Origin of the sequence: Streptomyces sp. 3330 (assembly GCF_031456635.1) — a bacterium.
Taxonomy (GTDB): Bacteria; Actinomycetota; Actinomycetes; order Streptomycetales; family Streptomycetaceae; genus Streptomyces.
This window is the reverse complement of sequence record NZ_JAVDVA010000023.1, coordinates 84,402-108,545: the sequence shown is the minus strand read 5'-3', so window position 1 is coordinate 108,545 and position 24,144 is coordinate 84,402. Positions and strand designations below refer to the sequence as shown.

The 24,144-nt window shown below is 72.6% G+C and carries 26 protein-coding genes; 13 read left to right on the top strand and 13 right to left on the bottom strand.

What is annotated here, in order from left to right:
- The first annotated feature begins 38 nt into the window (after positions 1 to 38).
- Positions 39 to 1,043 carry an EamA family transporter gene (locus J2X68_RS31330; protein WP_310435967.1) on the top strand — a complete coding sequence of 335 codons (1,005 nt, stop codon included), beginning with the start codon at positions 39 to 41 and terminating at the stop codon, positions 1,041 to 1,043.
- A gap of 234 nt (positions 1,044 to 1,277) precedes the next feature.
- On the opposite strand, the gene J2X68_RS31325 is transcribed toward J2X68_RS31330, so the two are convergent.
- Both J2X68_RS31325 and J2X68_RS31320 read right to left on the bottom strand, forming a co-directional pair.
- Entirely contained in the window at positions 1,278 to 1,910 is a 633-nt protein-coding gene (locus tag J2X68_RS31325) for an FMN-binding negative transcriptional regulator (RefSeq protein ID WP_310435966.1), read from the bottom strand.
- Positions 1,910 to 2,593, bottom strand: coding sequence for a pyridoxamine 5'-phosphate oxidase family protein (locus J2X68_RS31320; protein WP_310435965.1), 684 nt, complete (start codon positions 2,591 to 2,593; stop codon positions 1,910 to 1,912). Before J2X68_RS31320 ends, J2X68_RS31325 begins: the two co-directional genes overlap by 1 nt.
- Before the next feature lie 35 nt (positions 2,594 to 2,628).
- Here J2X68_RS31320 and J2X68_RS31315 point away from each other — a divergent pair, with 35 nt between their 5' ends.
- Positions 2,629 to 3,960, top strand: coding sequence for an aminotransferase class I/II-fold pyridoxal phosphate-dependent enzyme (locus tag J2X68_RS31315; protein ID WP_310435964.1), 1,332 nt, complete (start codon positions 2,629 to 2,631; stop codon positions 3,958 to 3,960).
- A gap of 124 nt (positions 3,961 to 4,084) precedes the next feature.
- On the opposite strand, the gene J2X68_RS31310 is transcribed toward J2X68_RS31315, so the two are convergent.
- Complete coding sequence (locus J2X68_RS31310) at positions 4,085 to 5,017, bottom strand: DMT family transporter (RefSeq protein ID WP_310435963.1); 933 nt, start codon at positions 5,015 to 5,017, stop codon at positions 4,085 to 4,087.
- A gap of 74 nt (positions 5,018 to 5,091) precedes the next feature.
- Here J2X68_RS31310 and J2X68_RS31305 point away from each other — a divergent pair, with 74 nt between their 5' ends.
- A complete protein-coding gene (locus J2X68_RS31305; RefSeq protein WP_310435962.1) occupies positions 5,092 to 5,994 on the top strand; it encodes a LysR family transcriptional regulator in 903 nt (300 codons plus the stop codon).
- A 6-nt stretch (positions 5,995 to 6,000) separates the two neighbouring features.
- Here J2X68_RS31305 and J2X68_RS31300 read toward each other — a convergent pair whose 3' ends face one another.
- A complete protein-coding gene (locus J2X68_RS31300; RefSeq protein ID WP_310435961.1) occupies positions 6,001 to 6,468 on the bottom strand; it encodes a pyridoxamine 5'-phosphate oxidase family protein in 468 nt (155 codons plus the stop codon).
- Positions 6,469 to 6,600: 132 nt separating this feature from the next.
- On the opposite strand from J2X68_RS31300, the gene J2X68_RS31295 reads away from it, so the two are divergent.
- Positions 6,601 to 7,248 (top strand): isochorismatase family protein, encoded by a 648-nt coding sequence (locus tag J2X68_RS31295; RefSeq protein ID WP_310435960.1) that lies wholly within the window; start codon positions 6,601 to 6,603, stop codon positions 7,246 to 7,248.
- Here J2X68_RS31295 and J2X68_RS31290 read toward each other — a convergent pair.
- On the bottom strand, positions 7,235 to 7,738 hold the full coding sequence (locus J2X68_RS31290; RefSeq protein ID WP_310435959.1) for a Rieske (2Fe-2S) protein: 504 nt from the start codon (positions 7,736 to 7,738) through the stop codon (positions 7,235 to 7,237). The genes J2X68_RS31295 and J2X68_RS31290 overlap by 14 nt on opposite strands.
- Before the next feature lie 190 nt (positions 7,739 to 7,928).
- Here J2X68_RS31290 and J2X68_RS31285 point away from each other — a divergent pair, with 190 nt between their 5' ends.
- From J2X68_RS31285 to J2X68_RS31255, 7 genes are all read left to right on the top strand, one after another.
- Positions 7,929 to 8,684, top strand: a complete 756-nt coding sequence (locus J2X68_RS31285; protein WP_310435958.1) for a HipA family kinase — start codon at positions 7,929 to 7,931, stop codon at positions 8,682 to 8,684.
- On the top strand, positions 8,681 to 9,097 hold the full coding sequence (locus tag J2X68_RS31280; protein ID WP_310435957.1) for a DUF3037 domain-containing protein: 417 nt from the start codon (positions 8,681 to 8,683) through the stop codon (positions 9,095 to 9,097). The genes J2X68_RS31285 and J2X68_RS31280 overlap by 4 nt, the downstream gene beginning before the upstream one ends.
- A gap of 132 nt (positions 9,098 to 9,229) precedes the next feature.
- A complete protein-coding gene (gene fabG / locus J2X68_RS31275) occupies positions 9,230 to 9,991 on the top strand; it encodes a 3-oxoacyl-ACP reductase FabG (protein WP_310435956.1) in 762 nt (253 codons plus the stop codon).
- Between the two features lie 37 nt (positions 9,992 to 10,028).
- Positions 10,029 to 10,790: an SDR family oxidoreductase gene (locus J2X68_RS31270; protein WP_310435955.1), complete on the top strand. Its 762-nt coding sequence runs from the start codon at positions 10,029 to 10,031 to the stop codon at positions 10,788 to 10,790.
- Between the two features lie 205 nt (positions 10,791 to 10,995).
- Positions 10,996 to 12,579, top strand: a complete 1,584-nt coding sequence (locus J2X68_RS31265) for an ABC transporter substrate-binding protein (RefSeq protein ID WP_310435954.1) — start codon at positions 10,996 to 10,998, stop codon at positions 12,577 to 12,579.
- Between the two features lie 135 nt (positions 12,580 to 12,714).
- Positions 12,715 to 13,407, top strand: a complete 693-nt coding sequence (gene ung, locus J2X68_RS31260; RefSeq protein ID WP_310435953.1) for a uracil-DNA glycosylase — start codon at positions 12,715 to 12,717, stop codon at positions 13,405 to 13,407.
- Between the two features lie 195 nt (positions 13,408 to 13,602).
- Positions 13,603 to 14,103: a hypothetical protein gene (locus J2X68_RS31255; RefSeq protein WP_310435952.1), complete on the top strand. Its 501-nt coding sequence runs from the start codon at positions 13,603 to 13,605 to the stop codon at positions 14,101 to 14,103.
- Between the two features lie 49 nt (positions 14,104 to 14,152).
- Here the strand turns inward: J2X68_RS31255 and J2X68_RS31250 are convergent, their stop codons facing one another.
- On the bottom strand, positions 14,153 to 14,638 hold the full coding sequence (locus J2X68_RS31250; RefSeq protein WP_310435951.1) for a hypothetical protein: 486 nt from the start codon (positions 14,636 to 14,638) through the stop codon (positions 14,153 to 14,155).
- Positions 14,639 to 14,749: 111 nt separating this feature from the next.
- Positions 14,750 to 15,262: a DinB family protein gene (locus J2X68_RS31245; RefSeq protein ID WP_310435950.1), complete on the bottom strand. Its 513-nt coding sequence runs from the start codon at positions 15,260 to 15,262 to the stop codon at positions 14,750 to 14,752.
- Positions 15,263 to 15,495: 233 nt separating this feature from the next.
- On the opposite strand from J2X68_RS31245, the gene J2X68_RS31240 reads away from it, so the two are divergent.
- Positions 15,496 to 16,407: a Gfo/Idh/MocA family oxidoreductase gene (locus J2X68_RS31240; protein WP_310435949.1), complete on the top strand. Its 912-nt coding sequence runs from the start codon at positions 15,496 to 15,498 to the stop codon at positions 16,405 to 16,407.
- Here the strand turns inward: J2X68_RS31240 and lnt are convergent.
- Both lnt and J2X68_RS31230 read right to left on the bottom strand, forming a co-directional pair.
- Positions 16,325 to 17,896 carry an apolipoprotein N-acyltransferase gene (gene lnt, locus J2X68_RS31235; RefSeq protein ID WP_310435948.1) on the bottom strand — a complete coding sequence of 524 codons (1,572 nt, stop codon included), beginning with the start codon at positions 17,894 to 17,896 and terminating at the stop codon, positions 16,325 to 16,327. The genes J2X68_RS31240 and lnt overlap by 83 nt on opposite strands.
- Positions 17,897 to 18,314: 418 nt before the next feature.
- Positions 18,315 to 18,785 (bottom strand): nuclear transport factor 2 family protein, encoded by a 471-nt coding sequence (locus J2X68_RS31230; RefSeq protein ID WP_310435947.1) that lies wholly within the window; start codon positions 18,783 to 18,785, stop codon positions 18,315 to 18,317.
- Between the two features lie 194 nt (positions 18,786 to 18,979).
- On the opposite strand from J2X68_RS31230, the gene J2X68_RS31225 reads away from it, so the two are divergent.
- The gene (locus tag J2X68_RS31225; protein WP_310436002.1) at positions 18,980 to 19,561 is read left to right on the top strand and encodes a DUF4291 domain-containing protein; all 582 of its coding nucleotides are present in this window, start codon (positions 18,980 to 18,982) and stop codon (positions 19,559 to 19,561) included.
- Between the two features lie 128 nt (positions 19,562 to 19,689).
- Here the strand turns inward: J2X68_RS31225 and J2X68_RS31220 are convergent, their stop codons facing one another.
- The 4 genes from J2X68_RS31220 to J2X68_RS31205 form a co-directional block, all read right to left on the bottom strand.
- The gene (locus tag J2X68_RS31220; protein WP_310435946.1) at positions 19,690 to 21,750 is read right to left on the bottom strand and encodes a restriction endonuclease; all 2,061 of its coding nucleotides are present in this window, start codon (positions 21,748 to 21,750) and stop codon (positions 19,690 to 19,692) included.
- A gap of 237 nt (positions 21,751 to 21,987) precedes the next feature.
- A complete protein-coding gene (locus tag J2X68_RS31215; RefSeq protein ID WP_310436001.1) occupies positions 21,988 to 22,278 on the bottom strand; it encodes a DUF1905 domain-containing protein in 291 nt (96 codons plus the stop codon).
- 114 nt (positions 22,279 to 22,392) lie between these two features.
- Positions 22,393 to 22,926 (bottom strand): GNAT family N-acetyltransferase, encoded by a 534-nt coding sequence (locus J2X68_RS31210; protein ID WP_310435945.1) that lies wholly within the window; start codon positions 22,924 to 22,926, stop codon positions 22,393 to 22,395.
- 206 nt (positions 22,927 to 23,132) lie between these two features.
- On the bottom strand, positions 23,133 to 24,143 hold the full coding sequence (locus J2X68_RS31205) for a hypothetical protein (RefSeq protein ID WP_310435944.1): 1,011 nt from the start codon (positions 24,141 to 24,143) through the stop codon (positions 23,133 to 23,135).
- Position 24,144 lies beyond the last annotated feature (1 nt).

Genomic DNA, 24,144 nt, shown 5'->3' with positions numbered 1-24,144 from the left:
TCATCGGGGATGACGCTCATGTCATCCCCTGTCATCATGTGCCGGTGCATACGTCTGTGAGCAGTGAGCGCAAGCGCGGAAAGGGCATCGGGCTCGGTCTGGCGATCGGGTCGGCCATCGCCTTCGGCGGATCCGGGGTCGCGGCCAAGCCGCTGATCGAGGCGGGCCTCGATCCGCTGCACGTGGTGTGGCTGCGGGTGACCGGCGCGGCCCTGGTGATGCTGCCGCTCGCCGTACGGCACCGCGCCCTGCTGCGGACCCGTCCGGCGTTGCTCGCCGGGTTCGGTCTGCTCGGTGTGGCGGGAGTGCAGGCGTTCTACTTCGCGGCGATCTCCCGCATCCCGGTCGGTGTCGCGCTGCTCGTCGAGTACCTCGCGCCCGCGCTGGTGCTCGGCTGGGTGCGGTTCGTGCAGCGGCGGCCGGTGACCCGGGCCGCCGCGCTCGGTGTGGTCCTCGCGGTGGGCGGGCTGGCCTGTGTCGTGGAGGTCTGGTCGGGGCTGAGCTTCGACGTCTTCGGACTGCTGCTCGCGCTCGCGGCCGCCTGCTGCCAGGTCGGCTACTTCGTCCTGTCCGACCAGGGCAGCGACTCCGGGGAGGAAGCGCCCGATCCGCTCGGCGTCATCGCGTACGGCCTGCTCGTGGGCGCCGTCGTCCTGACCGCCGTCTCCCGCCCCTGGGGCATGGACTGGTCGGTGCTCGCGCACACCGCGGGCATGAACGGCACCGAGGTCCCCGCCTGGCTGCTTCTCGGCTGGATCGTGCTCGTCGCGACGGTGGTCGCGTACGTCACCGGCGTGGTCTCCGTGCGGCGGCTCTCGCCCCAGGTCGCGGGCGTGGTGGCCTGTCTGGAGGCGGTCATCGCGACGGTGCTCGCCTGGGTGCTGCTCGGCGAACACCTCTCGGCGCCGCAGATCGTGGGCGGGGCGGTGGTCCTCCTGGGGGCCTTCATCGCGCAGTCGTCCGCGCCGGCCAAGGGCGCCGCGGAGCCGGTGGCCGGCGGCAGTCCCGAGCGGGAGCTGTCCGCCCGCGGAACGGCCGCCTAGGCTCTCCCGGGCGCGTCCTGAACACCCCCGCCCCGCCCCCGTCTCTGCCCCCGGCCCCCGCCCCCGCCCCGGTCTCTGCCCCCGTGCCCGCGACGGCTCGGGGCGGGTCCTCGCGGTCTCCCGGGCGGGCGCGCGGCGTCACGACACATCCGGCTCAGGACGCGACTGCCGTGGGCGGCGCGGGGCCGGGCTGCCGCCCCTTTCGCGCGCCGTCCCGTAGGCGACCTCGGACGGTCATGCCCGGCGTCGTCGCGACAGGTGCTCGGCGGCCGCCGCGTCGCGTGGGCCGCCGCGGGCGGCCAGGCCCGCGGCGATGCGGTCCTGGGTCTCGCTCGGCCGGTGGGCCGCGTACTTGAACTTGGCCCGCACACCGGTCACCTCGAGCCGCACGCCGCGGATGCCGGAGAGCAGCCGGCCGTACGGCGCCTCGCCGACCGCGGGCCGGGCGGAGCCGCCGTCCGGCTGGAAGTGACCCAGCTGGCGTCCGAGCAGCTCGGCCTTGGCGGCCGGATCGTCCACGAGGTGCGCCGTGCAGCGGAGCTGGACCGCCGCGTAGAAGCTCGTCGGCGTGCCGTGCTCGGCGGGGGCGCCCGGCGGCGCCTGCCACGGGCCGGGGACGAACACGTAGTCGTCGACCACGCTCAGGATCACGGTCGGGTCCGCCTCCAGGGCGGGCCAGAGCGGGTTGGGGCGGGCCAGGTGGGTGACGGCCTCGCCCGCGTCGGCGTCGTAGGCGAAGTGCAGCGGCTGGACGAAGGGGGGCTCGCCCGCCGGGCCGTTGACCGCGAGCTGGCCGAAGTCGTGGGCGGACAGCCAGGTGCGCCACTCGGCGTCGTCGTGGGGTGCGTCCCAGGGGTGGATGAGCATCACGGCACCGCGAGGTAGGCGGGGAGTCCGGTGCCGGGGGCGAGGTCGGCCTCCGGGAGGGGCGCGTCGTAACCCTTGCGCAGCGGGAGCACACCGGCCCAGTGGGGGAGGGCGAGGTCCTCCGGTTCGTCGTTCACCCCGCCGGTGCGGGCCTTGGCCGAGACCTCGTTCAGGTCCAGGCGGATCACCGCGGTCGCGGCCAGCTCCTTCTTGTTGGCGGGGCGCGAGTCGGCGGCCCGGCCCGGGACGACATGGTCGACGAGGGCGTCGAGCGCGTCACGCTTCTCCTGCGGGTCCGTCACGTCGTACGCCACGCCGTGCACCACGACCGAGCGGTAGTTGATCGAGTGGTGGAAGGCGGAGCGGGCCAGCACCAGACCGTCGACGTGCGTCACCGTCAGGCACACCGGCAGCCCCGGGTCCGCCTGTCCCGTCATCCGCAGCGGACGCGAGCCCGTGGAGCCGTGCACGTAGAGCGTCTCGCCGACCCTGCCGTACAGGGTCGGCAGCACGACCGGCACGCCGTCGCGGACGAAACCGAGGTGGCAGACGTAGCCCTCGTCGAGTATCGCGTGCACGGCGTCCCTGTCGTACGAGGCCCGCTCCGCGGACCGGGTGGGGATCGTGCGGTCGGTCGGGGTGTAGGCGGCGGGCCGCGTCGTCGTCTCCGGGGTCCCCTGCATGGCGGTCTCCATTGCACTAGTGCATAATAGGCTTTGTGCTAGGAGAATATCCGATCAAAGGCCGACGCGCAGCGGAGATTTCCGCGAGCATCGAGGCGGCGGTGGGCACCGGTGCGCTGGGCCCCGGTCGACTGCTGCCGCCCATGAGGGAGTTGGCGACCGAGCTGGGGGTGAACCCGAACACCGTCGCGGCCGCGTACCGCACCCTGCGGGAGCGCGGGGTGATCGAGACCGACGGCCGGCGGGGCAGCCGGGTGCGGTCGAAGCCCGTCACGACCGGGCGCGAGTTCCTCCGGGTCGAGGTGCCGGAGGGGGTACGGGACGCGGCCGCGGGAAACCCGGACACCGCGCTGCTGCCGCCGCTGGCGCCGGCCTTCGCGTGGGCCGCCGAGCAGGCCGACCGGGAGCCGGTGCTGTACGGACACGCTCCGCTCGAGCCCGAACTGGCGCGGCTGGCGCGCGCCGGGCTGGACGCGGACGGCGTGCCGGCCGGCCCCGTGGCCGTCGCCTCCGGTTCGCTGGACGCGATCGAACGCGTCCTCGCCGCGCATGTGCGACCGGGCGACACCGTGGCCGTCGAGGATCCGGGCTGGGGCTCCCTGCTCGACCTCGTCCCGGCGCTCGGGCTGCGCCCCGTTCCGGTCGGCGTCGACGACGACGGGCCGCTGCCCGAGCAGGTGCGGCGCGCCCTGGAGGGCGGGGCGCGCGCCCTGATCGTCACGGACCGGGCGCAGAACCCGACCGGCGCGGCGGTGAGCGCCGCACGCGCGCGTGCCCTGCGTGCCGTGCTGCGGGCCCACCCGCAGACCGTGCTCGTCGAGGACGACCACGGTCACGGGATCGTCGACCTCCCGCTGCACCCCCTCGCGGGCGTCACCCGGCACTGGGCGTTCGTGCGCTCGGTGGCCAAGGCGTACGGGCCCGACCTGCGGTTCGCCGTGCTCACCGGCGACGAGGTCACCCTCGACCGGGTGCGCGGGCGCCAGCGGCTCGGACCCGGCTGGGTCAGCCGGATCACCCAGCGCGCGGTGCTGCGGCTGTGGGCCGAGGGCGCGGTGGACGCGCGGGCGGTGGCCGAGGCGTACGGGAACCGGCGCGACGCCCTGATCACGGCGCTGGCCGCGCGGGGGGTCGAGGCGCACGGCCGCAGCGGGATGAACGTGTGGATCCCGGTGCCGGACGAGACGGGGGCCGTGGCCCGGATGCTCCAGGCGGGATGGGCCGTCGCGCCCGGCGCGCGGTTCCGGATCGACGCACCGCCGGGGATCCGGATCACGGTGTCGACGCTCGCCGCCGACGAGGCCGGGCCCCTGGCGGACGCCGTCGCCTCGGCGGTACGGGTGAGCGGCGCACGCGGGTACGTCTAGGGCGTGGAGCCGCCGCGGGACACGGTCCCGGCGGGCGCGTCGTCCGGTGCCGGGCGGTCACGGCGGGCGGGGGACGGCCTGGGGCCGCGCCGGGCGGCGCCTCGGGGGATCCCGGTCGTCGGGGTCAGGCTCTGCCCCGCGCCTGGGTCAGGGCCGCTCCCGCCAGGACGATCGCCGCGCCCACCGGGGTGGACCAGCTCAGCGGCTCGCCGAGGATCGCGACGCCCGCCGCCGTCGCGATGACGGGGATGAAGTAGGTGACCATCTGGGCCGTGGTGGGGCCGACCTCCGCGACCAGGCCGTACTGGATCAGCAGGGCGAGGCCCGTGCCGAGCGCGCCCAGGGCGGCCGTCGCGAGCAGCGGGACCAGCGGGAAGCTGCTCGGGAGGCTGGTGAACAGCGGGGTGACCACGGCCAGCTGGAGCGTCGCCAGCAGGAGCTGACCGCCGGTCATCGACAGGGCCGAGGAGCCGGTGTCCGCCAGGGTGCGGCGCAGGTAGATCCAGCCGACCGGGTAGCTGAGCGAGGCCAGCAGGGCCAGAGTCGTGCCGCGGGCGTCCAGGCCGTGGAAGCCCTGCCAGGCGCCCAGCACCGTCAGGACGCCCAGGAAGCCGAGGCCCAGGCCCGCGACCCGCACCCGGGTCGGCCGGTCCTCGGACAACGCCACCAGCGAGAGCGCCATGCCCCACAGGGGCGAGGTCGCGTTGCAGATCCCGGCCAGGGCCGAGGGGATGGTCAGCTCGGCGTACGCGAACAGGGAGAAGGGCAGGGCGTTGAGGAGGAAGGCCGCCACCGTCAGATGCGCCCAGGTGCGGACCCCGCGCGGCAGCCGCTCGCGCTTCACCGCCATCGCGACCGCGAGGACCGCCGTACCGAACAGCAGCCTGCCCAGGGTGACCTGGAACGGCGCGTAGCCGTCGGTGCCCACCTTGATGAGCAGGAAGCTGAAGCCCCAGATCAGCGACAGCACGCCGAAGCGCAGCCGCCAGTCGAGGGTGCGGCGGGGGCTGGCGGGGGCTTGCGGGGAGGTCCGGGCTGGGGTGGCGACAGCAGTCATGAGCGTAACGATGCTGGACGACGTCTCCTCACACAATCGAGAATATTCGAGCGACACCTCGTAGCATCGCTTACATGTTGAACCTGGAGCGCCTGCGCACCCTCGACGCCCTGGCCCGGCACGGATCGGTCAGCGGCGCCGCCACGGGCCTGCACATCACCACCTCGGCCGTCTCGCAGCAGATGGCCAAGCTGGAGCGGGAGGTCGGCCAGCGGCTGCTCGCCAAGCAGGGACGGGGCGTGCGGCTCACGGACGCGGGGCGGCTGCTCGCCGACCACGCGTCCCGGATCCTGTCGCAGGTCGAGCTCGCCCAGTCCGATCTGGAGGCCCAGCGCGGGCAGGTGGTGGGGGAGCTGCGGCTCTCCGCGTTCCCGACCGCCGCGCGCGGGCTGTTCCCCGTCGCGCTCGCCGAGCTGCGCAAGGCACACCCGGGGCTGCGCCTGCGCTCGTGCGAGCTGGAACCGGAGCGCGGGGTCGCCGGCGTGGTCCGCGGCGATCTCGACCTCGCCGTCGTCCTGGACTGGTACAACAAGCCGATGCCGGTGCCGGACGGCCTGGTCAAGGCGCCCATCCTGGACGATCCCGCCGACGTCGCGATGCCGGCCGGGCACCCCCTCGCGGACCGGGACGAGGTGGATCTCGCGGAGTTCGCCGAGGACGAGTGGATCACCTGGGGCGAGGGCGAGTTCTGTCATGAGTGGCTGCTGTTCACGCTGCGCTCTCGGGGCGTGGAGCCGATCGTCGGCCACCGCGCGGCCGAGACGCACACCCAGCTCGGCCTGGTGGCCGCCGGACTGGGCGTCTGCATCGCCCCGCTGCTCGGCCGTCACCCGGTGCCGGAGGGCGTGGTGACCGTCCCGTTGCGGCAGCGGGTGCGCCGGCACGTGTACGTGCTCTGGCGGGCGGACGCCGACCGCCGTCCGTCGATCCGGGCGGCGGTCGCCGCGCTCAAGGCCGCGGGCAAGGCCGTGGGCTGACCGGTTCTACAGACCGCCCAGCTTGCGGAAGTCCCAGGAGACGATCTTCGTCGGCTCCAGCCGCACCCACGCGTGCCGGCCGTCGTGCGGCATCGCGTCCAGACCGAAGTTCTTGCGGGCGAACAGCGTCTCCACGGCGTCGAGTTCGGCGCACAGCTCCCCGGTGCGCGGGCTCTCGCCCACGAACTCCACGACGCCGGACAGCTCGACGCCCCGCAGCGCGTCGTACTCCTCGCCCGTGTCGATCACGATCGCGACCCGCGGATCGCGGTTCAGGTCCGCCCAGCGCTTGCTGCGCACGACCGAGTACAACCACAACGCGGTGCCGTCCCAGAGAAACCACAGGGCGCTGACGTGCGGGGCGCCGTCGGTGGAGACGGTCGCGACCCGGCAGGTGCGCTGGAGGGTGAGGAACGCGTCCAGTTCACCCGGCGACATCATGATCTTCCGGCCCCGGCGCTGAGTGACGGTCATCCGGCCCCCTCATTCTTTTCTTGTGGGTACGTGCCGCTCTCCTGAAATCCCGTCAGGAAAGCATGGGTCTTCTTCCTTCTGCGCGCAATGGCGGTTACTGTCGCCCGCTCCACACCGACGCCAGGGGGAGTCATGCCGTCGTACGAACAGCTCAGCGCCCTCCTCGACCCGGCGAGCACCGTGCTGATCACGGTGGAGTGCCAGCAGGGCGTCGTCGGGCCCGGTGCCGCGCTGCCCCAGCTCGCCCGTGCGGCACGGGAGTCGGGGGTCCTCGACAACGTCGCCCGGCTGGTCGCGGCCGCCCGCGCGAGCCGCGTCCAGGTCGTGCACGCCGTCGCCGAACGCCGCCCGGACGGCCGGGGCGCCAACCGCAACGCCCGGCTGTTCCGCGCGGCCGAGCGGCTGCCCGTCCAGCAGCTGACCGGCACCGACGCGACCCGTGTGGCGCCCCCGATCGAGGTGGCCGAACAGGACCTCGTGGTACGCCGGTTGCACGGGCTGTCGCCGGTCCAGGGCACCGACGTGGACGCCCTGCTGCGCAACCTGGGCTGCCGCACCCTGGTCGTGACCGGCGTCTCGGCCAACGTGGCGATCCCGAACACCGTCTTCGACGCCGTCAACCGCGGCTACACGGCCGTCGTGCCGTCGGACGCCATCGCCGGGGTGCCTGCCGACTACACCCCCGCGATGATCCGCCACACCCTCGCGCTGGTCGCCACGGTCGCGACCACCGACGAGGTGCTGGCCTGCTTCCGGCAGCCGTCCGTCAGGCCAGCGTGATCGAGTCGCCGCTGACCTTGATCGCCACCTCGGGCAGCGGTTTCTGCGCGGGACCGCTCTTCACGCTGCCGTCCGTGATCGAGAAGTTGCTGTTGTGACAGGGGCAGTTGATCACGCCGTCGCTGATGCTCTTCACCGCGCAGCCCTGGTGGGTGCAGACGGCGGAGAACGCCTTGTACGTGCCCGCCGTCGGCTGGGTGACGACCACCTTCTCCGAGTCGAAGACCTTGCCGCCGCCCTCGGGGATGTCGGCGGTCGTGGCGAGCGCGGCGCCGGCCGCGGCGTTGTCCCCGCCGCCCGTGCCGCCGGTGCTCGCGGCGTCACCGGACCCGGTGGAACCCGACGTGCCGGCCGAGGCGGACGAGCTCGACGCGTCGTCGTCTGAGCCCCCGCACGCGGTCAGCGCGGCGGAGAGCCCCGCGGCTCCGGCGGCTGCCACGACGGTACGGCGGGCAGGCCCCGACGCGGACTTGATCGATGCGCTGGTCATGCTGGAGGTTCCCTTCCCCAGGGTGTGTGGATCTGCCGAGAGGTACGAGCCGCGGGCGCCGCTCGTTCAGTGCCCCCGCCAAGTCCGGACAGTGTCGAGATATTGACCCGTTAAAGATGAGCGCGACGTAAGCCAGAGCTGTCGCGGAGCTGTCGGCCGCGCATCGTGCCAGGCCCAGTAGCCTGGGGCGATGCTCAAGGAAGTCACCGCGACCCGCTTCGTCACCCCCCTGCGTGAGGGCGGCTCCTTGCCGGGACTCGTCGAGGCCGACGACTTCGGTCTCTACGTCATGAAGTTCACCGGCGCCGGACAGGGCCGCAAGACGCTCGTCGCCGAGGTGGTCTGCGGCGAACTCGCCCGCAGGCTCGGGTTCCGGGTGCCCCGGTTGGTGAGGGTGGAGCTCGACATCGTGCTCGGGCTCGGCGAACCCGACCAGCAGGTACAGGAGTTGCTCAAGTCCAGCGGCGGCGCCAACCTCGGCATGCACTTCCTCTCCGGCGCGCTCGGCTTCGACCCGCTCGCCTTCCCGGTGACCTCCGAGGAGGCCGGCCGGATCGTCTGGTTCGACGCGCTCGTGAACAACGTCGACCGGTCCTGGCGCAACCCCAACCTGCTGATGCACCGAGGCGACCTGTGGCTCGTCGACCACGGGGCGACCATGATCTGGCAGCACAACTGGCCCACCGCCGAGACCTCCGCGGCCCGCCCCTACGACGCCTCCGACCACGCCCTCACCCCGTTCGGACCGGACGTCGCGGCCGCGGCGGCGGAGCTGGCGCCGCTGGTCACCGCCGACCTCCTCGCCGAGGTCACCGCCGAGATCCCGGACGTCTGGCTGGCGGACGAGCCCGGCTTCGACACCCCGGACGCGCTCCGCCGGGCCTACGCGGCCCCCCTGCTCGCCCGCGCCGCCGTCATCCACGACCGCATCAAGGGGACCAAGTGAACGAGCGGCACATCATCCGGCCGGGCCAGGGCGGCGACCGGGACGTCTTCGAGTACGCCCTGCTGCGTGTCGTACCGCGCGTCGAACGCGGCGAGTGCATCAACGCGGGCGTGCTGGTGTACTGCCGCGGCCAGGACTACGTCGGCGCCCGCACCCACCTCGACGAGGCGAGGCTGCTGGCACTGGACCCGGACGCGGACGTCACCGGGGTGCGGGCCGCGCTGCGGGCGGTCGAGGGGGTGTGCGCGGGCGGCGCGTCGGCCGGACAGGCGGCGCACGACGACGCCGGACGGCGCTTCCGCTGGCTGATCGCGCCCCGGTCGACGATCGTCCAGCCCGGCCCCGTGCACACCGGGCTCACCACCGATCCCGCGGCCGAGACCGAGCGGCTGCTGCGGCTGCTGGTGAGGTAATGGATCACACCCGCGCCGTGTGGCGTTGACACCGGGTGCCAGGGCTTCTAGCGTCACGTCTGTCGAAGGTACTAAGCGGTCGCTCACCTGTCGGGCGCATCGAGATTTTCTCAAGGGCGAGGAGAACCAGCAATGTCCACCACTGAGCAGCGGGTCGCCGTGGTCACGGGCGCGGCGCGCGGCATCGGCGCCGCCACCGCCGTACGGCTGGCCGCGGAAGGCCGTGCGGTCGCGGTAGTCGACCTCGACGAGGCCGCCTGCAAGGACACCGTCGAGAAGATCACCGCGGCGGGCGGCAAGGCCCTCGCGGTCGGCGCCGACGTCTCCGACGAGGCCCAGGTCGAGGCGGCCGTCGCCCGCATCGTCGAGGAGCTCGGCGCGCCGACGATCCTCGTCAACAACGCGGGCGTGCTCCGCGACAACCTGCTGTTCAAGATGAGCGTCGCCGACTGGGACACCGTCCTCGGCGTGCACCTGCGCGGCTCCTTCCTGATGACCAAGGCCGTCCAGAAGCACATGGTCGACGCCGGCTTCGGCCGGGTGGTCAACCTGTCGTCCTCGTCGGCGCTCGGCAACCGCGGCCAGGCCAACTACTCCGCCGCCAAGGCCGGTCTCCAGGGCTTCACCAAGACCCTCGCCATCGAGCTCGGCAAGTTCGGCATCACCGCCAACGCCGTCGCCCCCGGCTTCATCGCCACCGACATGACCGCCGCGACCGCCGCCCGGGTCGGCATGGGCTTCGAGGAGTTCAAGGCCGCGGCCGCCACCCAGATCCCCGTCGCGCGCGTCGGCGAGCCCGAGGACATCGCCAACGCGATCGCCTTCTTCACGAACGAGGCCGCCGGCTTCGTCTCCGGCCAGGTGCTGTACGTCGCCGGCGGACCGCTCGACTAAAGGCCAGGCAGCACTAGGGAGCACTGGGGATCACACCATGACTGAACTGCCCGCACTCTCCGGCAAGGTCGCCCTCGTCACGGGCGCCAGCCGCGGCATCGGATACGGCGTCGCCGAGGCGCTCGTCGCCCGCGGCGACCGGGTCTGCATCACCGGACGCAACGAGGACGCGCTCAAGGAGGCCGTCGAGCAGCTCGGCGCCGACCGGGTCATCGGCGTCGCCGGCAAGGCGCACGACCTGGCGCACCAGGCCGCCGCCGTCGAGCGCACGATGGAGGCCTTCGGCCGCGTCGACTTCCTGGTCAACAACGCCGGCACGAACCCGGTGTTCGGGCCGATCGCCGACCTCGACCTGGACGTGGCCCGCAAGGTCTTCGAGACCAACGTGGTCTCCGCGCTCGGCTTCGCGCAGCGGACCTGGCACGCCTGGCAGAAGGAGAACGGCGGCGCGATCGTCAACATCGCCTCCGTCGCGGGGCTCTCCGCCTCGCCCTTCATCGGCGCGTACGGCGTCAGCAAGGCCGCGATGATCAACCTGACCCAGCAACTGGCGCACGAGTTCGCGCCGCGGGTGCGGGTCAACGCGATCGCCCCGGCCGTGGTGAAGACGAAGTTCGCCGAGGCCCTGTACGAGGGCCGCGAGGCGGAGGCGGCCGCCGCCTACCCGCTCGCCCGGCTCGGGGTGCCCTCCGACATCGGCGGCACCGCCGCGTTCCTCACCTCGGAACAGTCGGACTGGATCACCGGCCAGACCCTCGTCGTGGACGGCGGAATCTTCCTCAACGCCGGTGTGGGCTGATCACGATCTGGCTTGAATTCGACACCGCCACAGGCGCCGTTTCTTGACGGAAACGGCGCCTGTGTCGTGTTCGGAGCGCCGCGCGGGCGATGACAACGTAGTCACCTCAAAGTGATCAAGAATGCTTCAAGGGCGCGGGTTCACGGGGCGTGGGGCTGCGGTATGGTCTGCCAACCCTTGGCATGGCAGATCGAGGAGCGTGCGCGTGTTCAACCGGAACCGATCCTTGCAGCAGATGGCGGCGATCGTGTCCATATCCCTGGTGGCCGGATGCAGCCTCCTGGGGGAGGAGAGCTCCGACGATGCCGGACCGATCGTCGTGGGCACCACCAGTGCTCCCAGCACGCTCGACCCCGCCGCCGCCTGGGACGGCTCGTGGGAGCTCTTCCGCAACATCTACCAGACGTTGCTGAGCTACCCGAACGGAGCGACGAGTCCCCAGCCGGACGCCGCCGAGTCCTGTGACTTCACGGACGACTCGAACCGCACGTACAAGTGCGAACTGCGCGACGGCCTCAAGTTCTCCAACGGCGACAAGCTGGACGCGAACGCGGTGAAGCACTCGATCGACCGGATCAGGGCGATCAACGCCGAGACCGGCCCGAACGGGCTCCTGGGCAGCCTGGACAGCATCGAGACGAAGGGCGACCGGGTGGTGCTCTTCCGGCTCAACAAGCCCGACGCCACCTTCCCGTTCGTGCTCGCCACCCCCGGCATGTCCCTCGTCGACCCCGACGACTACTCCGCGAAGTCCCTGCGCAAGGAAGACGGCATCGTGGGGTCCGGACCGTACCGGCTCCAGTCCTACGAACAGGGCAAGCAGGCCGTGCTGGTGCGGAACGACAACTACAAGGGCTTCGCCGACCGCAAGAACGACGCGGTGACCATCCGCTACTTCCAGGACTCCGGCGAGATGGTCAAGGCCCTGCGCGGCGGCGACATCGACATCACCTACCAGGGTCTCGCCGCCGACGACATCGTCGACCTGGACGGCAAGACCGCCGCCAACGAGGGCCTCCAGCTCATCGAGGGCGCCGGCAGCAACATCAACTACCTGGTGTTCAACCCCAAGGACCCGTGGTCCGACAAGGTCGCCGTGCGCCGGGCCGTGGCCCAGGTCGTCGACCGGGCCGCGATCGCCCACGAGGTCTACAAGGACACCGTCGAGCCGCTGTACTCCATGGTCCCGTCCGGCCTGACCGGTCACACCACCGGCTTCTTCGACTCCTTCGGCGACCCCGACACCGCCAAGGCCCGCAAGATCCTCACCGAGGCGGGGATCACCGAGACGGTCCCGCTCACCCTCTGGTACACCACCGACCGCTACGGCTCCGACACCGCCCTGGAGTTCAAGGAGATCAAGAGGCAGCTCGACGCCTCGGGCCTGTTCTCGGTCAAGCTGAAGAGCCGCCCCTGGAACACCTACGTGGTCGGCTACCAGAAGGGCGAGTACCCGGTGTTCGGGCGGGGCTGGGCCCCGGACTTCCCCGACGCGGACAACTTCATCGCCCCCTTCGTCGGCGATCAGAACGCGCTCGGCACGCCCTACCCGGCCAAGGAGATCACGCAGGTCCTGCTGCCCCGCTCGCGCGGCGAGAGCGACCGCGCGAACGTGGTGAAGGACTTCGAGGAGGCCCAGCAGATCCTCGTCGACGACGCCCGGCTGCTGCCGCTGTGGCAGGGCAAGCAGTACCTGGCCTCGTCCGAGGACGTCTCGGGCGGCGAGCGGTCCCTGGACCCGTCGACGATCATGATGATGTGGGAGCTGACGCGCAAGACCAGCTGGTAGGCCGTCGGTCCGGCGGCCGGCCCGGTCCGCGGTGTCACCGCGGGGCCTCCGCGGACCGGAGCGCGGGTCCGGTTGTCAGTGGTCGCCTGTAGGTTCTGTGTCCTGCAAGTGACCGCACGAGTCAAGGACGTTGACGTGACCGACATCGCCATGCTGCCCGAGTCCTGGCGCGGGGTTCTGGGCGACGAGCTCCAGCAGCCCTACTTCAAGGAGCTGACGGAGTTCGTCGAGGAGGAGCGCGCGGCGGGTCCCGTCTACCCCCCGCGCGAGGAGGTCTTCGCCGCGCTCGACGCGACGCCGTACGAGCGGGTGAAGGTGCTCGTCCTCGGCCAGGACCCCTACCACGGCGAGGGTCAGGGGCACGGCCTGTGCTTCTCGGTGCGTCCGGGCGTGAAGATCCCGCCGTCCCTGCGGAACATCTACAAGGAGCTCCACGCGGAGCTGGACACGCCGATCCCGGACAACGGCTACCTGATGCCGTGGGCGCAGCAGGGCGTCCTGCTGCTCAACGCGGTCCTCACGGTCCGCTCCGGCGAGGCGAACTCGCACAAGGGCAAGGGCTGGGAGAAGTTCACGGACGCGGTGATCCGCGCGGTGGCCGACCGGCCCGACCCGGCCGTCTTCGTGCTGTGGGGCAACTACGCGCAGAAGAAGCTCCCGCTCATCGACGAGAGCCGGCACATCGTGGTCAAGGGCGCCCACCCCTCGCCGCTGTCCGCGAAGAAGTTCTTCGGTTCCCGCCCGTTCACGCAGATCAACGAGGCCGTGGCCCAGCAGGGCCACGAGCCGATCGACTGGACGATCCCGAACCTGGCCGACCAGGCCTGATCTCAGGCGACCTGACCCGCCCCGACCCGGGGCGACCGCGGCCCGTCGCCTGCCGCACGCCACCTGCTGCCACCCTGTCCCCTGCCCCCGCCGTCTGCCGCCGGGCCGGTTCCTCCGCGGACCGGCACGGTGCCGCCTGACCGGGATCGCGGATGCCTGCGGCTAGCGTCGTCGCAACGACGCAAGGAGGCCGAGGTGGCGGAGCGACAGGGGCAGACGGTGCAGGACGCCCTGCTGACGCGGATCGGGCAGGTCGTGATGCTGCACCACGGGGGAGACCGCGAGGAGGCCCGGCGCCGGCTCCTCGACCTGTGGACGGAACTCGGCGAGGGCGGCGCCCCCCTGCACCGCTGCACCCTCGCCCACTACCTGGCCGACACCCACGACGACCCCTCGGACGAGCTCGCGTGGGACCTGCGGGCACTGACCGCGGCACAGGAACACGTCGGCTCGGCCGAGGTGCGGGCGCTCTATCCGTCGCTGCACCTCAACCTGGCGGCGGACTACGTCAAGCTCGGCCGCGCCGAGGCCGCCCGCACCCACGTACGCCAGGCCCGCACGGCGGCCGTGGCCCTGCGGGACGACAGCTACGGCGACGGCGTACGGGCGGCCATCAGCCGGATGGAACTGCGGCTGGGGGCGGGCGAAGCCGACGGCGGCTGGGACGGACGGGGCGAGTGGGAGCGCGAGTGGTGAGAGCGGCCGGACGGCCGTCTCCCGGCGACGCCCACCGCACCTTGAACCCTCACCGCCCGTAGGCCTGCGCGCAGATCGTCGCCTCCGGGCTGTCGCGCCGCCATCCGCCGTACGTCCTGCCGAGCGCGCACACGTCGGTGTTCCTGCGCACCTCCTCCTCCACGTCCGGGATCTCCACGCGCGGCGGCACGTGCCGCCGCGCGTCCGGGCGGGAGGGCCGGGTGCGGGGACGGGACCTGGGTGGCTCTCCGGCGCCGCCCGCTCCCGGCAGCGGTGCCGTCCGCCGTTGCGCCGGCGCCGTCGGAGCGGCCGGTCCGGGCGTCCGCGACGGCCCGACCATCTCCAGCGCTTCACGGGCCGGCGCCTGCACGACCTGCACCTCGGCCCGTCCCTCCGGCCGCGGCACGGACGGCCGGGACGGCGCCAGGACGGGACCGGGGGCGGCCGGGCGCTGGACGGTCACGCATCCCGCGAGGGCCGATGCCGATACGGCCACGGTGACCAGGAGCGCTGCGGTAGTCGTCGTTCGATGCACCCGCGCAACTCTGGTGGTTCCGCCCGCCCGGGCAACACCCGAGGGGCGGAGGTTGCCCCGCACGGGTGATCTCGCACCCCGTTCGAGGGAGCGGACCCGCCCGCGCTGACGTCACTCGCCGGTGGACCCGTCGATGCGCTCCCGGATCAGATCGGCGTGGCCGTTGTGCCGCGCGTACTCCTCGATCATGTGGGTGTAGATCCAGCGCAGGCTGAACGGCTCGTCGGTGTACCGGCTCCGGCCGCGGGACAGGTCGGTCAGGGCGAAGTCCGCCGCGTGCCGCCGGGCGGCCTCGATCTCCGCCTGCCAGGTGGCGAAGGCCTCCGCCCAGGTGTCCCGCTCGGTGAGGCGGAACTCGCCGTCCGGATCCCGGTCGCCGTAGTGGATCGGCCCCGCGTCGTCGCCCATGAGCACTCTGCGGAACCAGCCGCGCTCCACGTCGGCCATGTGCCGCACCAGGCCCATCAGGGACAGCTCGGACGGCGGCACCGCGGCGGTGCGCAACTGCGCGTCGGTCAGTCCCTCGCACTTCCACGCCAGGGTCTGCCGGTGGTAGTCCAGCCAGCCCTCCAGCATGGCGCGTTCGTCGGCGTTCTGGGCGGGTCCGGTGCGCTTGGTCGTCATCCCCGCATGGTCGCTCCCGTCCGCCCTCCGCCACCACGGGTTTTCGCCCGGCGGGGCGGTCCCCTCGCACCCGGACCCCCGGACCCCCGGAGCCCCGCGCACCGCCGCCGGGCCGGTCGTCCGCGCCCATCGCCGACCGGCGGACGGCGCTCGCGCGGCGGCCCGTATGCTGCGGTACACGGCAGGCCGGGCGAGGTGCCGGGCGGCGTGGGACAGGTAGCGAGGGAGCGCCCGTGAAGGTCGGCTGTATCGGACTCGGCGACATCGCGCAGAAGGCGTATCTGCCGGTGCTCGGCGCGCTGCCCGGGATCGAGCTCCACCTCCAGACCCGCACCGCGGCCACCCTGGACCGGGTCGCCGACAGCCTCCGCCTGCCCCGCGAGCAGCGCCACCACGACCTCGACGCGCTCCTCGCCGCGGGCCTCGACGCGGCCTTCGTGCACGCGCCCACCGCCGCCCACCCCGAGATCGTCTCCCGGCTGCTGGAGGCGGGCGTCCCCACGTACGTGGACAAGCCGCTCGCCTACGAACTCGCCGACTCCGAGCGGCTCGTCACGCTCGCCGAGGCCCGGAACGTCTCCCTCGCCGTCGGCTTCAACCGGCGCCTCGCGCCCGGCTACGCGCAGTGCGCCGACCATCCGCGCGAGCTGATCCTCATGCAGAAGAACCGGATCGGGCTGCCCGAGCAGCCGCGCACCATGATCCTCGACGACTTCATCCACGTCGTCGACACCCTGCGCTTCCTGGTGCCGGGCCCGGTCGACGACGTGACCGTGCGGGCCCGCGTCGAGGGCGGCCTGCTGCACCACGTCGTGCTCCAGCTCGCCGGACCCGGCTTCACCGCGCTCGGCGTGATGAACCGGCTCAGCGGCTCCAACGAGGAGATCCTCGAGGTGTCGGGGCAGGACACCAAGCGCCAGGTCGTCAACCTCGCCGAGGTGATCGACCACAAGGGGCAGCCCACCGTGCGGCGGCGCGGGGACTGGGTGCCGGTGGCCCGCCAGCGCGGCATCGAGCAGGCGGTCCTCGCCTTCCTGGACGCGGTGCGCGCCGGCAAGGTGCTCAGCGCCCGGGACGCGCTGGCGACTCATGAGCTGTGCGAGCGGGTGGTACGAGCGGTGCGGGAGCAGTCCGCCGGAGCCTGACCGTCCGCGCGCCCTCCGTGAGCGCGAGGACCAGCAGCACCAGCAGGGCCCCGTGGACCGGCCAGTCGCCGTAGCGCACGTACGGGGTGACGCCGTCGGCGAGCGGGACCTCGTAGACGGCCGTCGCGCTCGCGTCCGTGCCCAGCCACGAGCCCACACGCCGGCCACTCGCGTCGTACACGGCCGAGACACCGGTGAGGGTGGAGTGCACGAACGGCCGCCCGGTCTCCGCGGCGCGCAGCGCGCCCAGCGAGGCGTGCTGCGCGGGCGCCCAGCTCTGCTGGAAGGAGGACGTCGACGACTGCGCGACCAGCACGTCCGCGCCGTCCCCCGCCAGGTGCCGGCTCATGTCGGGGAACGCCGTCTCGAAGCACACCATCGGCCCGATGCGGAGCCCGTGCCCGGCGTTCATCACGACCTGCTCGGCGCCGCGCCGCCGGTCCTCGCCGGCCGCCTTGCCGACGGAGGTGGCCCAGCCGAGCAGGGAACGGGCCGGTATGTACTCCCCGAACGGCACCAGCCGCATCTTGTCGTACCGGTCGCCGGTCGGGCCCTCGGCCCCGATGAGCAGCGAGCTCTTGTAGATGCCGGGCCGGTCGGAGCGGCGTGCGTCCACGTTGACGAGGATGTCGGCGCCGGTGACGCGGGACAGCTCCGTCAGGCGCCGGGCCAGGTCGGGCCGGTCGTCGAGGTCGTAGCCCACGCTGCTCTCGCCCCAGACGATCAGGTCGACCTGCTGCCCGGCCAGTCGCCGGGTCAACTGCTCCTCGCGGTCGAAGCGCCGGTCGGGGCCGTCGATCACCCCCGGCTGCACGACGGCGATCCGGGCCTGCCCGCCGGTGTCGGGGCGCGGCGCCCACATCCACGCGGCCGACGCCGTGGCGGCGGTGGCGACGAGACCGGCGACGGCCGGGGCCCGGGACGCCGGGACGGAGACCAGGACGGCGGCCGACACGTTGACCGCCACCACCAGGAAGCTGAGCAGCCACACCCCGCCGACGGAGGCGAGCCGCAACGCGGGCTCCACCTGCCACTGACTGGCCCCGAGCATCCCCCACGGCCCGCCGAGCCCCTGCCATGAGCGGACGAGTTCGATCGCCAGCCAGCCCGAGGGCAGGACCAGCAGCGCGGCGAACACGCGCCCCCGGCCGGGGACCGGGTCCGCGCTGAGGAACCGCCGGACCAGCCATGCCCACGGCGCCCACAGGGCGCCCAGCAGCGCGGCGATGACCAGGGTGAACACATGCAGGCTCGGCAGCAGCCAGTGGTGCATGGCGAGCATGAACCCGAACCCGCCGCTCCATCCGTCGTACGCGGCCCGCCTCGCCGTCGGCGCGGATCGGGCGAGCAGGATCCACGGGACGAGGGCGAAACAGGCCCACCACCACAGAGCGGGCGCGGGAAACGCGAGCACGGGCAGCGCGCCCGCGACGGCCGCGAGGGCCGAACGCCGCCAGGGGGAGGTGAGCCGATGTCCGAACGTCTTCATACGACACCTCCCTACCCGCTCGGGGTGCCTCCAGTGTGCGCGCACCTGAAGATCTCCGACAGGGGGCGCATTTTCGCCCGACACGGGGCGTCCGCCGAGGCCCGCTTCGCCCCGCGCCGAGGCCCCTGCCTCCCGCCGCCGGGCCCGCGCCTCCCGCTCCCGCTGCCCCGCCCTCGCCCACAGCGCCGCCCGGCCATGCCGCCGGGCCCGCGCCTCCTGCTCCCGCGGTTCCTGCCAGTGCCGCTGCCCGCCTCCCGCCCACAGCGCCGCCCGGCCCCGGCATCGGGCTCCCGGCGCCTGCCTCCTGCCTTCCGCCGCCGGGCCCGCGCCTTCTGCTCGCTCCCGCTGCCGCCTTCGTCACCTGCGCCCGGCTCCGGGCGTCCGCCTTCGGCGCGGTGCTTCTCTCGCCGCGCCCGGGTCAGCCGGGCAGCCGGCGCCACTTCTCCCGGACGACGACCTCACGCACCCGCCATCCGTCGTCCGTCCGCAGCAGACCGAAGGAGTACCTGCCGCCGCAGACGAAGTCCGGCGCGCCGGCGGAGGAGCCGTCCCGGTCCTCGGCGGCCAGCCGCATCGGGTTGACGTAGTCGGCCTGCACGCGCGCCGTGTCGCCCGTGTCCTGCTCCAGGACCCCGAAGCGCACCCGGCGGTTGACGATGAGGTGCTGCCGCATCGCGAACACCCGCAGGTTCTCCGCGAGCCACGAGGCGACGTTCCCGGCGTCCCCCTCGATACCGCCGGCCGAGCGGTAGTCCGCCCGGCCGTCCGAGGTGAACAGGTCCCGGTACGCCGCCCAGTCACCGTCGTCGACCGCCACCGCGTAGTCGGTGACCAACCCGTCGACGGCCAGACGGTCCATCACGGCGGCGAGTTCCACACGCTGCGTCATGGCCCGAGTGTTGGGCATGGGGGCTGCTCAGCCAAGGTCTGTGCGGGAACGATCCGGTAATTCGGTGGCCGCCTCGGGGCCGGGGCGGCCAGGCTGCTGCCGTGAACGACCCGAACACCGACGAGAATCCGAACCCGCGGAACGCGGGGACCACGCCGAGCACGCCGAACGACGGACCGGCCGAGCAGGAACCCATGTTCCGCATCCGCGCGGCATACTCCGCCTCCACGATCACCGTCTATCAGGCGTACCGCCCGAAGATAGGCAACGCGGCCGCCCGCGACGGCCGCTTTCCCCCGGCGTGGAGCCGCGAACGCATGACCTGGATCAAGCCCAGCTTCCTGTGGATGATGTACCGCTGCGGGTGGGGCCTGAAAGAGGGGCAGGAGACCGTCCTGGCGATCGAGATCAGCCGGGAGGGCTTCGAATGGGCGTTGCGGCACGCGTGCCTGTCGCACTTCGTGCCGGTCCTGCACGGTGATCAGACCGAGTGGAAGCGCCGGTTGAGGCGGGCTCCGGCCCGGGTGCAGTGGGATCCGGAACGGGACCTGCGTCTCAACGCCCTGCCCTACCGGTCCCTGCAACTCGGCCTCGCCGGGGAGGCGACCGTGCGGTACGCCGACGAGTGGATCGTCGGGATCGAGGATGTGACGCCGCTGGCCCGGGCGGTCCACGGACATGTGCGCGCGGGTGAACCGGACCGGGCTGCCGCCCTGTTGCCGCAGGAGCGGCCGTATCCCCTGCCGGAGGACGCGCTGAGCCATCTGCGGCGCTAGGTCCCCCCTCGGGGCTGGGATCCGGCACGTCGTGCCCCGGCAGAGCTACTCGGCGCACCCTCGGGGTCGCGCGAGTCGTCGTAGGGCCTCCCAGCGGCGGACGGCACAGAGGTTTCCCGGCGGTCCGGTCACTCCACCTCGATGCCGAAGTCCTGGACGAGTTCCTCGAGGCCGCCCGGGTAGCCCTTGCCGCCGAGGACGAAGTCCCAGTCGCCGTTGGACCTTCGGCGGAAGGAGCCCAGCACCAGAGCGGTTTCGCGGGGGCGGCCGTCGGAGACCTCCAGTCGGCCCAGCTCGGTCAGCCCCGGGTCGAGCAGGCGGATGCGGGCGTCGGAGAAGCCGGAGAGGTCGGCGTCCGGGTTGACCTCCGGGTCGACGGCGGCCACCAGGACGAACCGGTCGGCCTCGGCGGGCAGGCTGTCGAAGGAGACGCAGATCGCGGCCTTGTCCGGCGCGGACGGGGGAAGGGCGCGCACGGAACCGTCCGGCGTCTGGGGGTTGTTGAAGAAGACGAAGTGATCGTCGCTGAGGACGCGATCGCCGCGGCAGACGAGCGCGCACACGTCCAGGGCGACGCCGCCGGTCCAGGACATGCCCAAGACGTTGTAGTCGTCCGGCAGCCGACGGGCCGGCGCCGACGACGTCCGCTGCGCCGGGACCTGCCGTCCGGCCTCGCCCAGCCGTCCGCTCAGCCCGTGACGATGGAGCAGGTCGACCAGTTCGGGGCCCGACACGAGTTCCAGCGGCTTGCCGTTGGCGAAGGTGTGGGAGCCCGGGCCGAACCCTGAAGTCGTCACGAGGACGCCCTTGTTGGCGCCGGCGTCCTGCACGGTGCCGTACAGGTCGCGCACGGCGGTGGGCGGCACCGTGGTGCGGTAGCGCTTCACCTGGACGACGATCTTGCCGCCCCGGATCGGCGTCGGGTCCAGCGCGTCGACGTCCACACCGCCGTCGTTCGAACGCTGGGTCGTCACCGCCTGCATGCCCATGGCCCGGAAGAGGTCGGCCACGAGGTTCTCGAAGGCGATCGGGTCCATGGCGAACAGGTCCGGTTCCTCGTCGCCGCCGTGGGCGACCACGCGGTTGCCGACCTCCTCGGGCCGTCGGCCCGGCCGCACCGGGGTGAGCTGGTCGGGTCGGGCCGAGACCTGCCCGCGCAGCGCGTCGGCGAGGCAGCTCCCCGCGTCCACCTGCGCCAGATGCAGGTCACGGAACGCGGCGCGCGGGGCCATGACGGTGGCGAGGAAGATATGGCCCGGCCGGCCCGTCGTGGGATCGTGCCCGTCGACGAATCCGTTCAGGGCCACCGACTCGAGCGCGCCCAGCTCGTCCGCGGCGAACAACTCGTGCAGAACGAGGAGCACGCACTGCGCCAGCACCTCCCGGTACAGAGCCCGGCGCTGGCCGACCGGACGGGGGGTCTCCTTGTCCTGGTCCGTCCCGGACAGGTACCGAACGGCCTTGACCTCCGGCACGATCTCGTAGGCGGGCAGCTCCCAGTCCAGCACCAACTGACGGGCCGAGGGGTCGTAGGCCGCCGCCACCCGGCGCGGGAAATCCTCCGGCCAGGCCGTCGAGGCGTACAGGGCGGCGGAGAAGTACTCGATCACGGAGTCGGGATCCTGTCGCCGCACACCCTCGGTGAGCGCGACGACGCCCGCGTTGTGCCGCCGCACGTCGGCCAGCTGGGTGTCGACCCACTGCTGGTACTCCCGCTGATACGCGGCCAGTTGCTGCCGGCGCTGCGCCTCCGCGGCCTGGGCGGCCTGCCGGTCCCGCTCGAAGCGCGCCTGCGCCTCGGCCTGCGCCTGCGCCCGGCGGCTCGCGGTCCAGCCGTTCTGCGTCTGGTAGTGACGGAAGTCCGGCAGAGGCACGGGCTGGGCCAACGGCCCCGGAGCGAAGGGCTGAACGTCCTCGGGCCGCAGGAGAGAGGCGGCCCTGAAGGCCTGAGCCCGGCAACCCGACGCGAGGAGACCCTGCAACGACGCGACCCGGGCGTCCAGTTCCTCGGTGCGCCGCAAGGCATCTGCCTGCCGGTACTCGCGGTGGCTCTGAGCGGCTCGCCGCTGGTAGGCCCGCGCCTGCTGTTCCTGTTGCCGTCGCCGTCTGGCCTCGGCCTCCGTCTGGCGCTGCTGCTGTCGTTGCATTTCGGCCCAGACGCCGACAAAACCAGTTGAGCGACGACTCATGTGCTGAAGGCCCTCCCCAGGACGCCGGCCACCGAAAGGGGCCTTGGTTGCCCCCGCAACCAGTTGTGACGGGACGACTCTATCCAGCAATCGCCGTCTCGCCCATCCATGCGTCGAAGGCAGCTCGCACGAACCATCCCCGCAGGTCAACGTGACGGGAGGGTAACCAGTGCCGGACGGGGGCCCAGTGCCCCGGGTGACGCGTTCCCGGGCACCCGCCCGGGTCCCCGAGCCGTGTCAGCGCAGACGGACGGTCATCCGGACCCTCACGTCGTCCCCCGCCGTGAGGCCGCTCGGCTTGCGCACGGCGTCCTTGAGGGGCAGCAGGTAGCCGCCGTCCTTGGGGAAGAGCGACGTCCGGAAAACCACCTCGTCGATCCGGGCGTCGACCGGGATCACGCCCCAGCCGTAGGAGGCCAGTGCGGCCACCTCGAGGATCTCGGCGGACTCCTCGTCCGGCACGGGAACGAAGTAGTACGGCGACGGCCCACGCCATTCGATCACTCGGCCGGAGAAGGCGAGTTCCATCAAGTCGGTCTCCTTCCGGGGGCGGCCGCGTGGTCAGCGCTCCGGCTCAGCCCTCGTCGGAGCCGTCCGCGGACGGCGTCCGCCGGTGGTGGGGGTGAACGCCTCGATCCTCGGTCACCCGTCGAACTCGGTGAGATCGATGGCGTGAATGTGCAGGGCGAAGCCGTACACGGGGTGCTTCGTCTCGCGTTCCGGGGTCATCCCGAGCTTGCGGCTGATGTTCTCGGAAGCGTCGTCGCCGACCCGGTTGATGCTGATGACGCGGTCGAGGCCGCGGTCCTGGAGAGCGAACTCCAGCGTCGCGTGGGCGGCCTCGGAGGCGTACCCCTGGCCCCAGAACTGGGCGCCGAGCCGCCAGCTGATCGCCACGTCGGGCATCGCCTCGGGGAGGAACTCGGGCAGGGAAAGGCCCGCGAACCCGGCCAGTTCGCCCGAGCCGAGCAGTTCCACGGCGAAGAGCCCGAAGCCCTCCTCGTCCCACTCCTCCTCCCAGCGCTCGATGGCCTCCGCCGTGCGGTCCAGGTCGAGCACCGAGCCGTCGCCGACCCAGCGCATGACGTGCGGATCCGCGTTGATCTCGGCCATGGGCACCAGGTCGTCGTCGGTCCAGCGGCGGAGGAGGAGGCGGGGAGTGTGGATCTCGGTCATGGTGCCCATCCTGCCCGGGGCGGGAGCCTCACCGGTAATCGGCGGTGAGGGACGGTGGCCGGAGGGGGCGGCGGTGATCGGCGCCCGGGCCCCTCGGCCGCGTCGGCAACCCCACCGGGCCTGCCCGAGGGCCGGCGTGGAGCTGTCCGGGGACGCCCCGGCGAGGACGTGTCGACAGCGTCGCCGGGCATTCGTCGGTGAGGCTCTCAGTGGTCCGGCTTCCGGTTCTGATGCCGGGAGATCTGGCCCCGTGCCGTGTGCCACCGTGACCGGGCCTGCTCGACCACGGTGTCCCACTGGAGGCGGACCTCGTGGTCGGAGGGCCGGTGGCCCTGGCGGATCCGGTCGAGTTCGTCCCGCACCTCGCGGCCCAGCGCGGACGATCCGACCATGACCAGCATGACGGCGAACAACGCGGAGATCATCGCGAAGACCGCTCCCACGACGCCGTAACGTGCGGCGTAGGAGTTGAACAGTCGCGGCAGGTAGACGGCGGCGCCCACCGAGTAGGCCGCGGTCAGCACGGCGGCGGTGACGCCGAAGGGGACGAGGTCCCGCCAGTCGATCCGCTTCGCCGACAGGAGCCGTCCGCTCCAGACGAGGAACGCGGCGGTCATCGGCAGCTCGCACACCGCGGCGACCAGCAGCCCCAGTTCGCCGTCGCCGAGGAGCGCGTTGATCGCGGCGGTGCACAGGGCATAGCCGCCCAGGCCGAGGATCCACCACAGGCCGTTACGGGTGTTGCGCACGCTGAGCGGGCTGAGTTCCCACGTCTGCTCGACGAGCCGCTGTGCGGCCCGGGCGAAACTGAGGACCGAGATCGTCAGGAAAACGGCTCCGAAGACGCCCACGGTCGCACCGCTGTCCTCGGCGGGCGAGAAGAGGGAGCTGACGGCCGTGGCGCCCGCCCCGGTGAGGTGGTAGCGGCTGATGATCTGCTCCGCGGCGTCGTAGTCCGCGAAGCTGCTCACGACGGCGCCGATGAGGAGGGAGAGCGGGACCAGCGCGGTCAGCGCGCTGGACGCCAGGGCCATCGACCGGTCGAAGCCCACGATCTTCTGGAACCGGTTGATGACGCGCAACGCGAAGGCGGGACGCAGCCAGAACGTCAGCGTTCTGACGAGGCGCTCACGCTTGATCCTCGCCGTCCTGCCCTCCAGGAAGATCGTGACCGTCTGTGGCGACGCGAGCGTAACGGACGGTCCCGCACCCGGCACG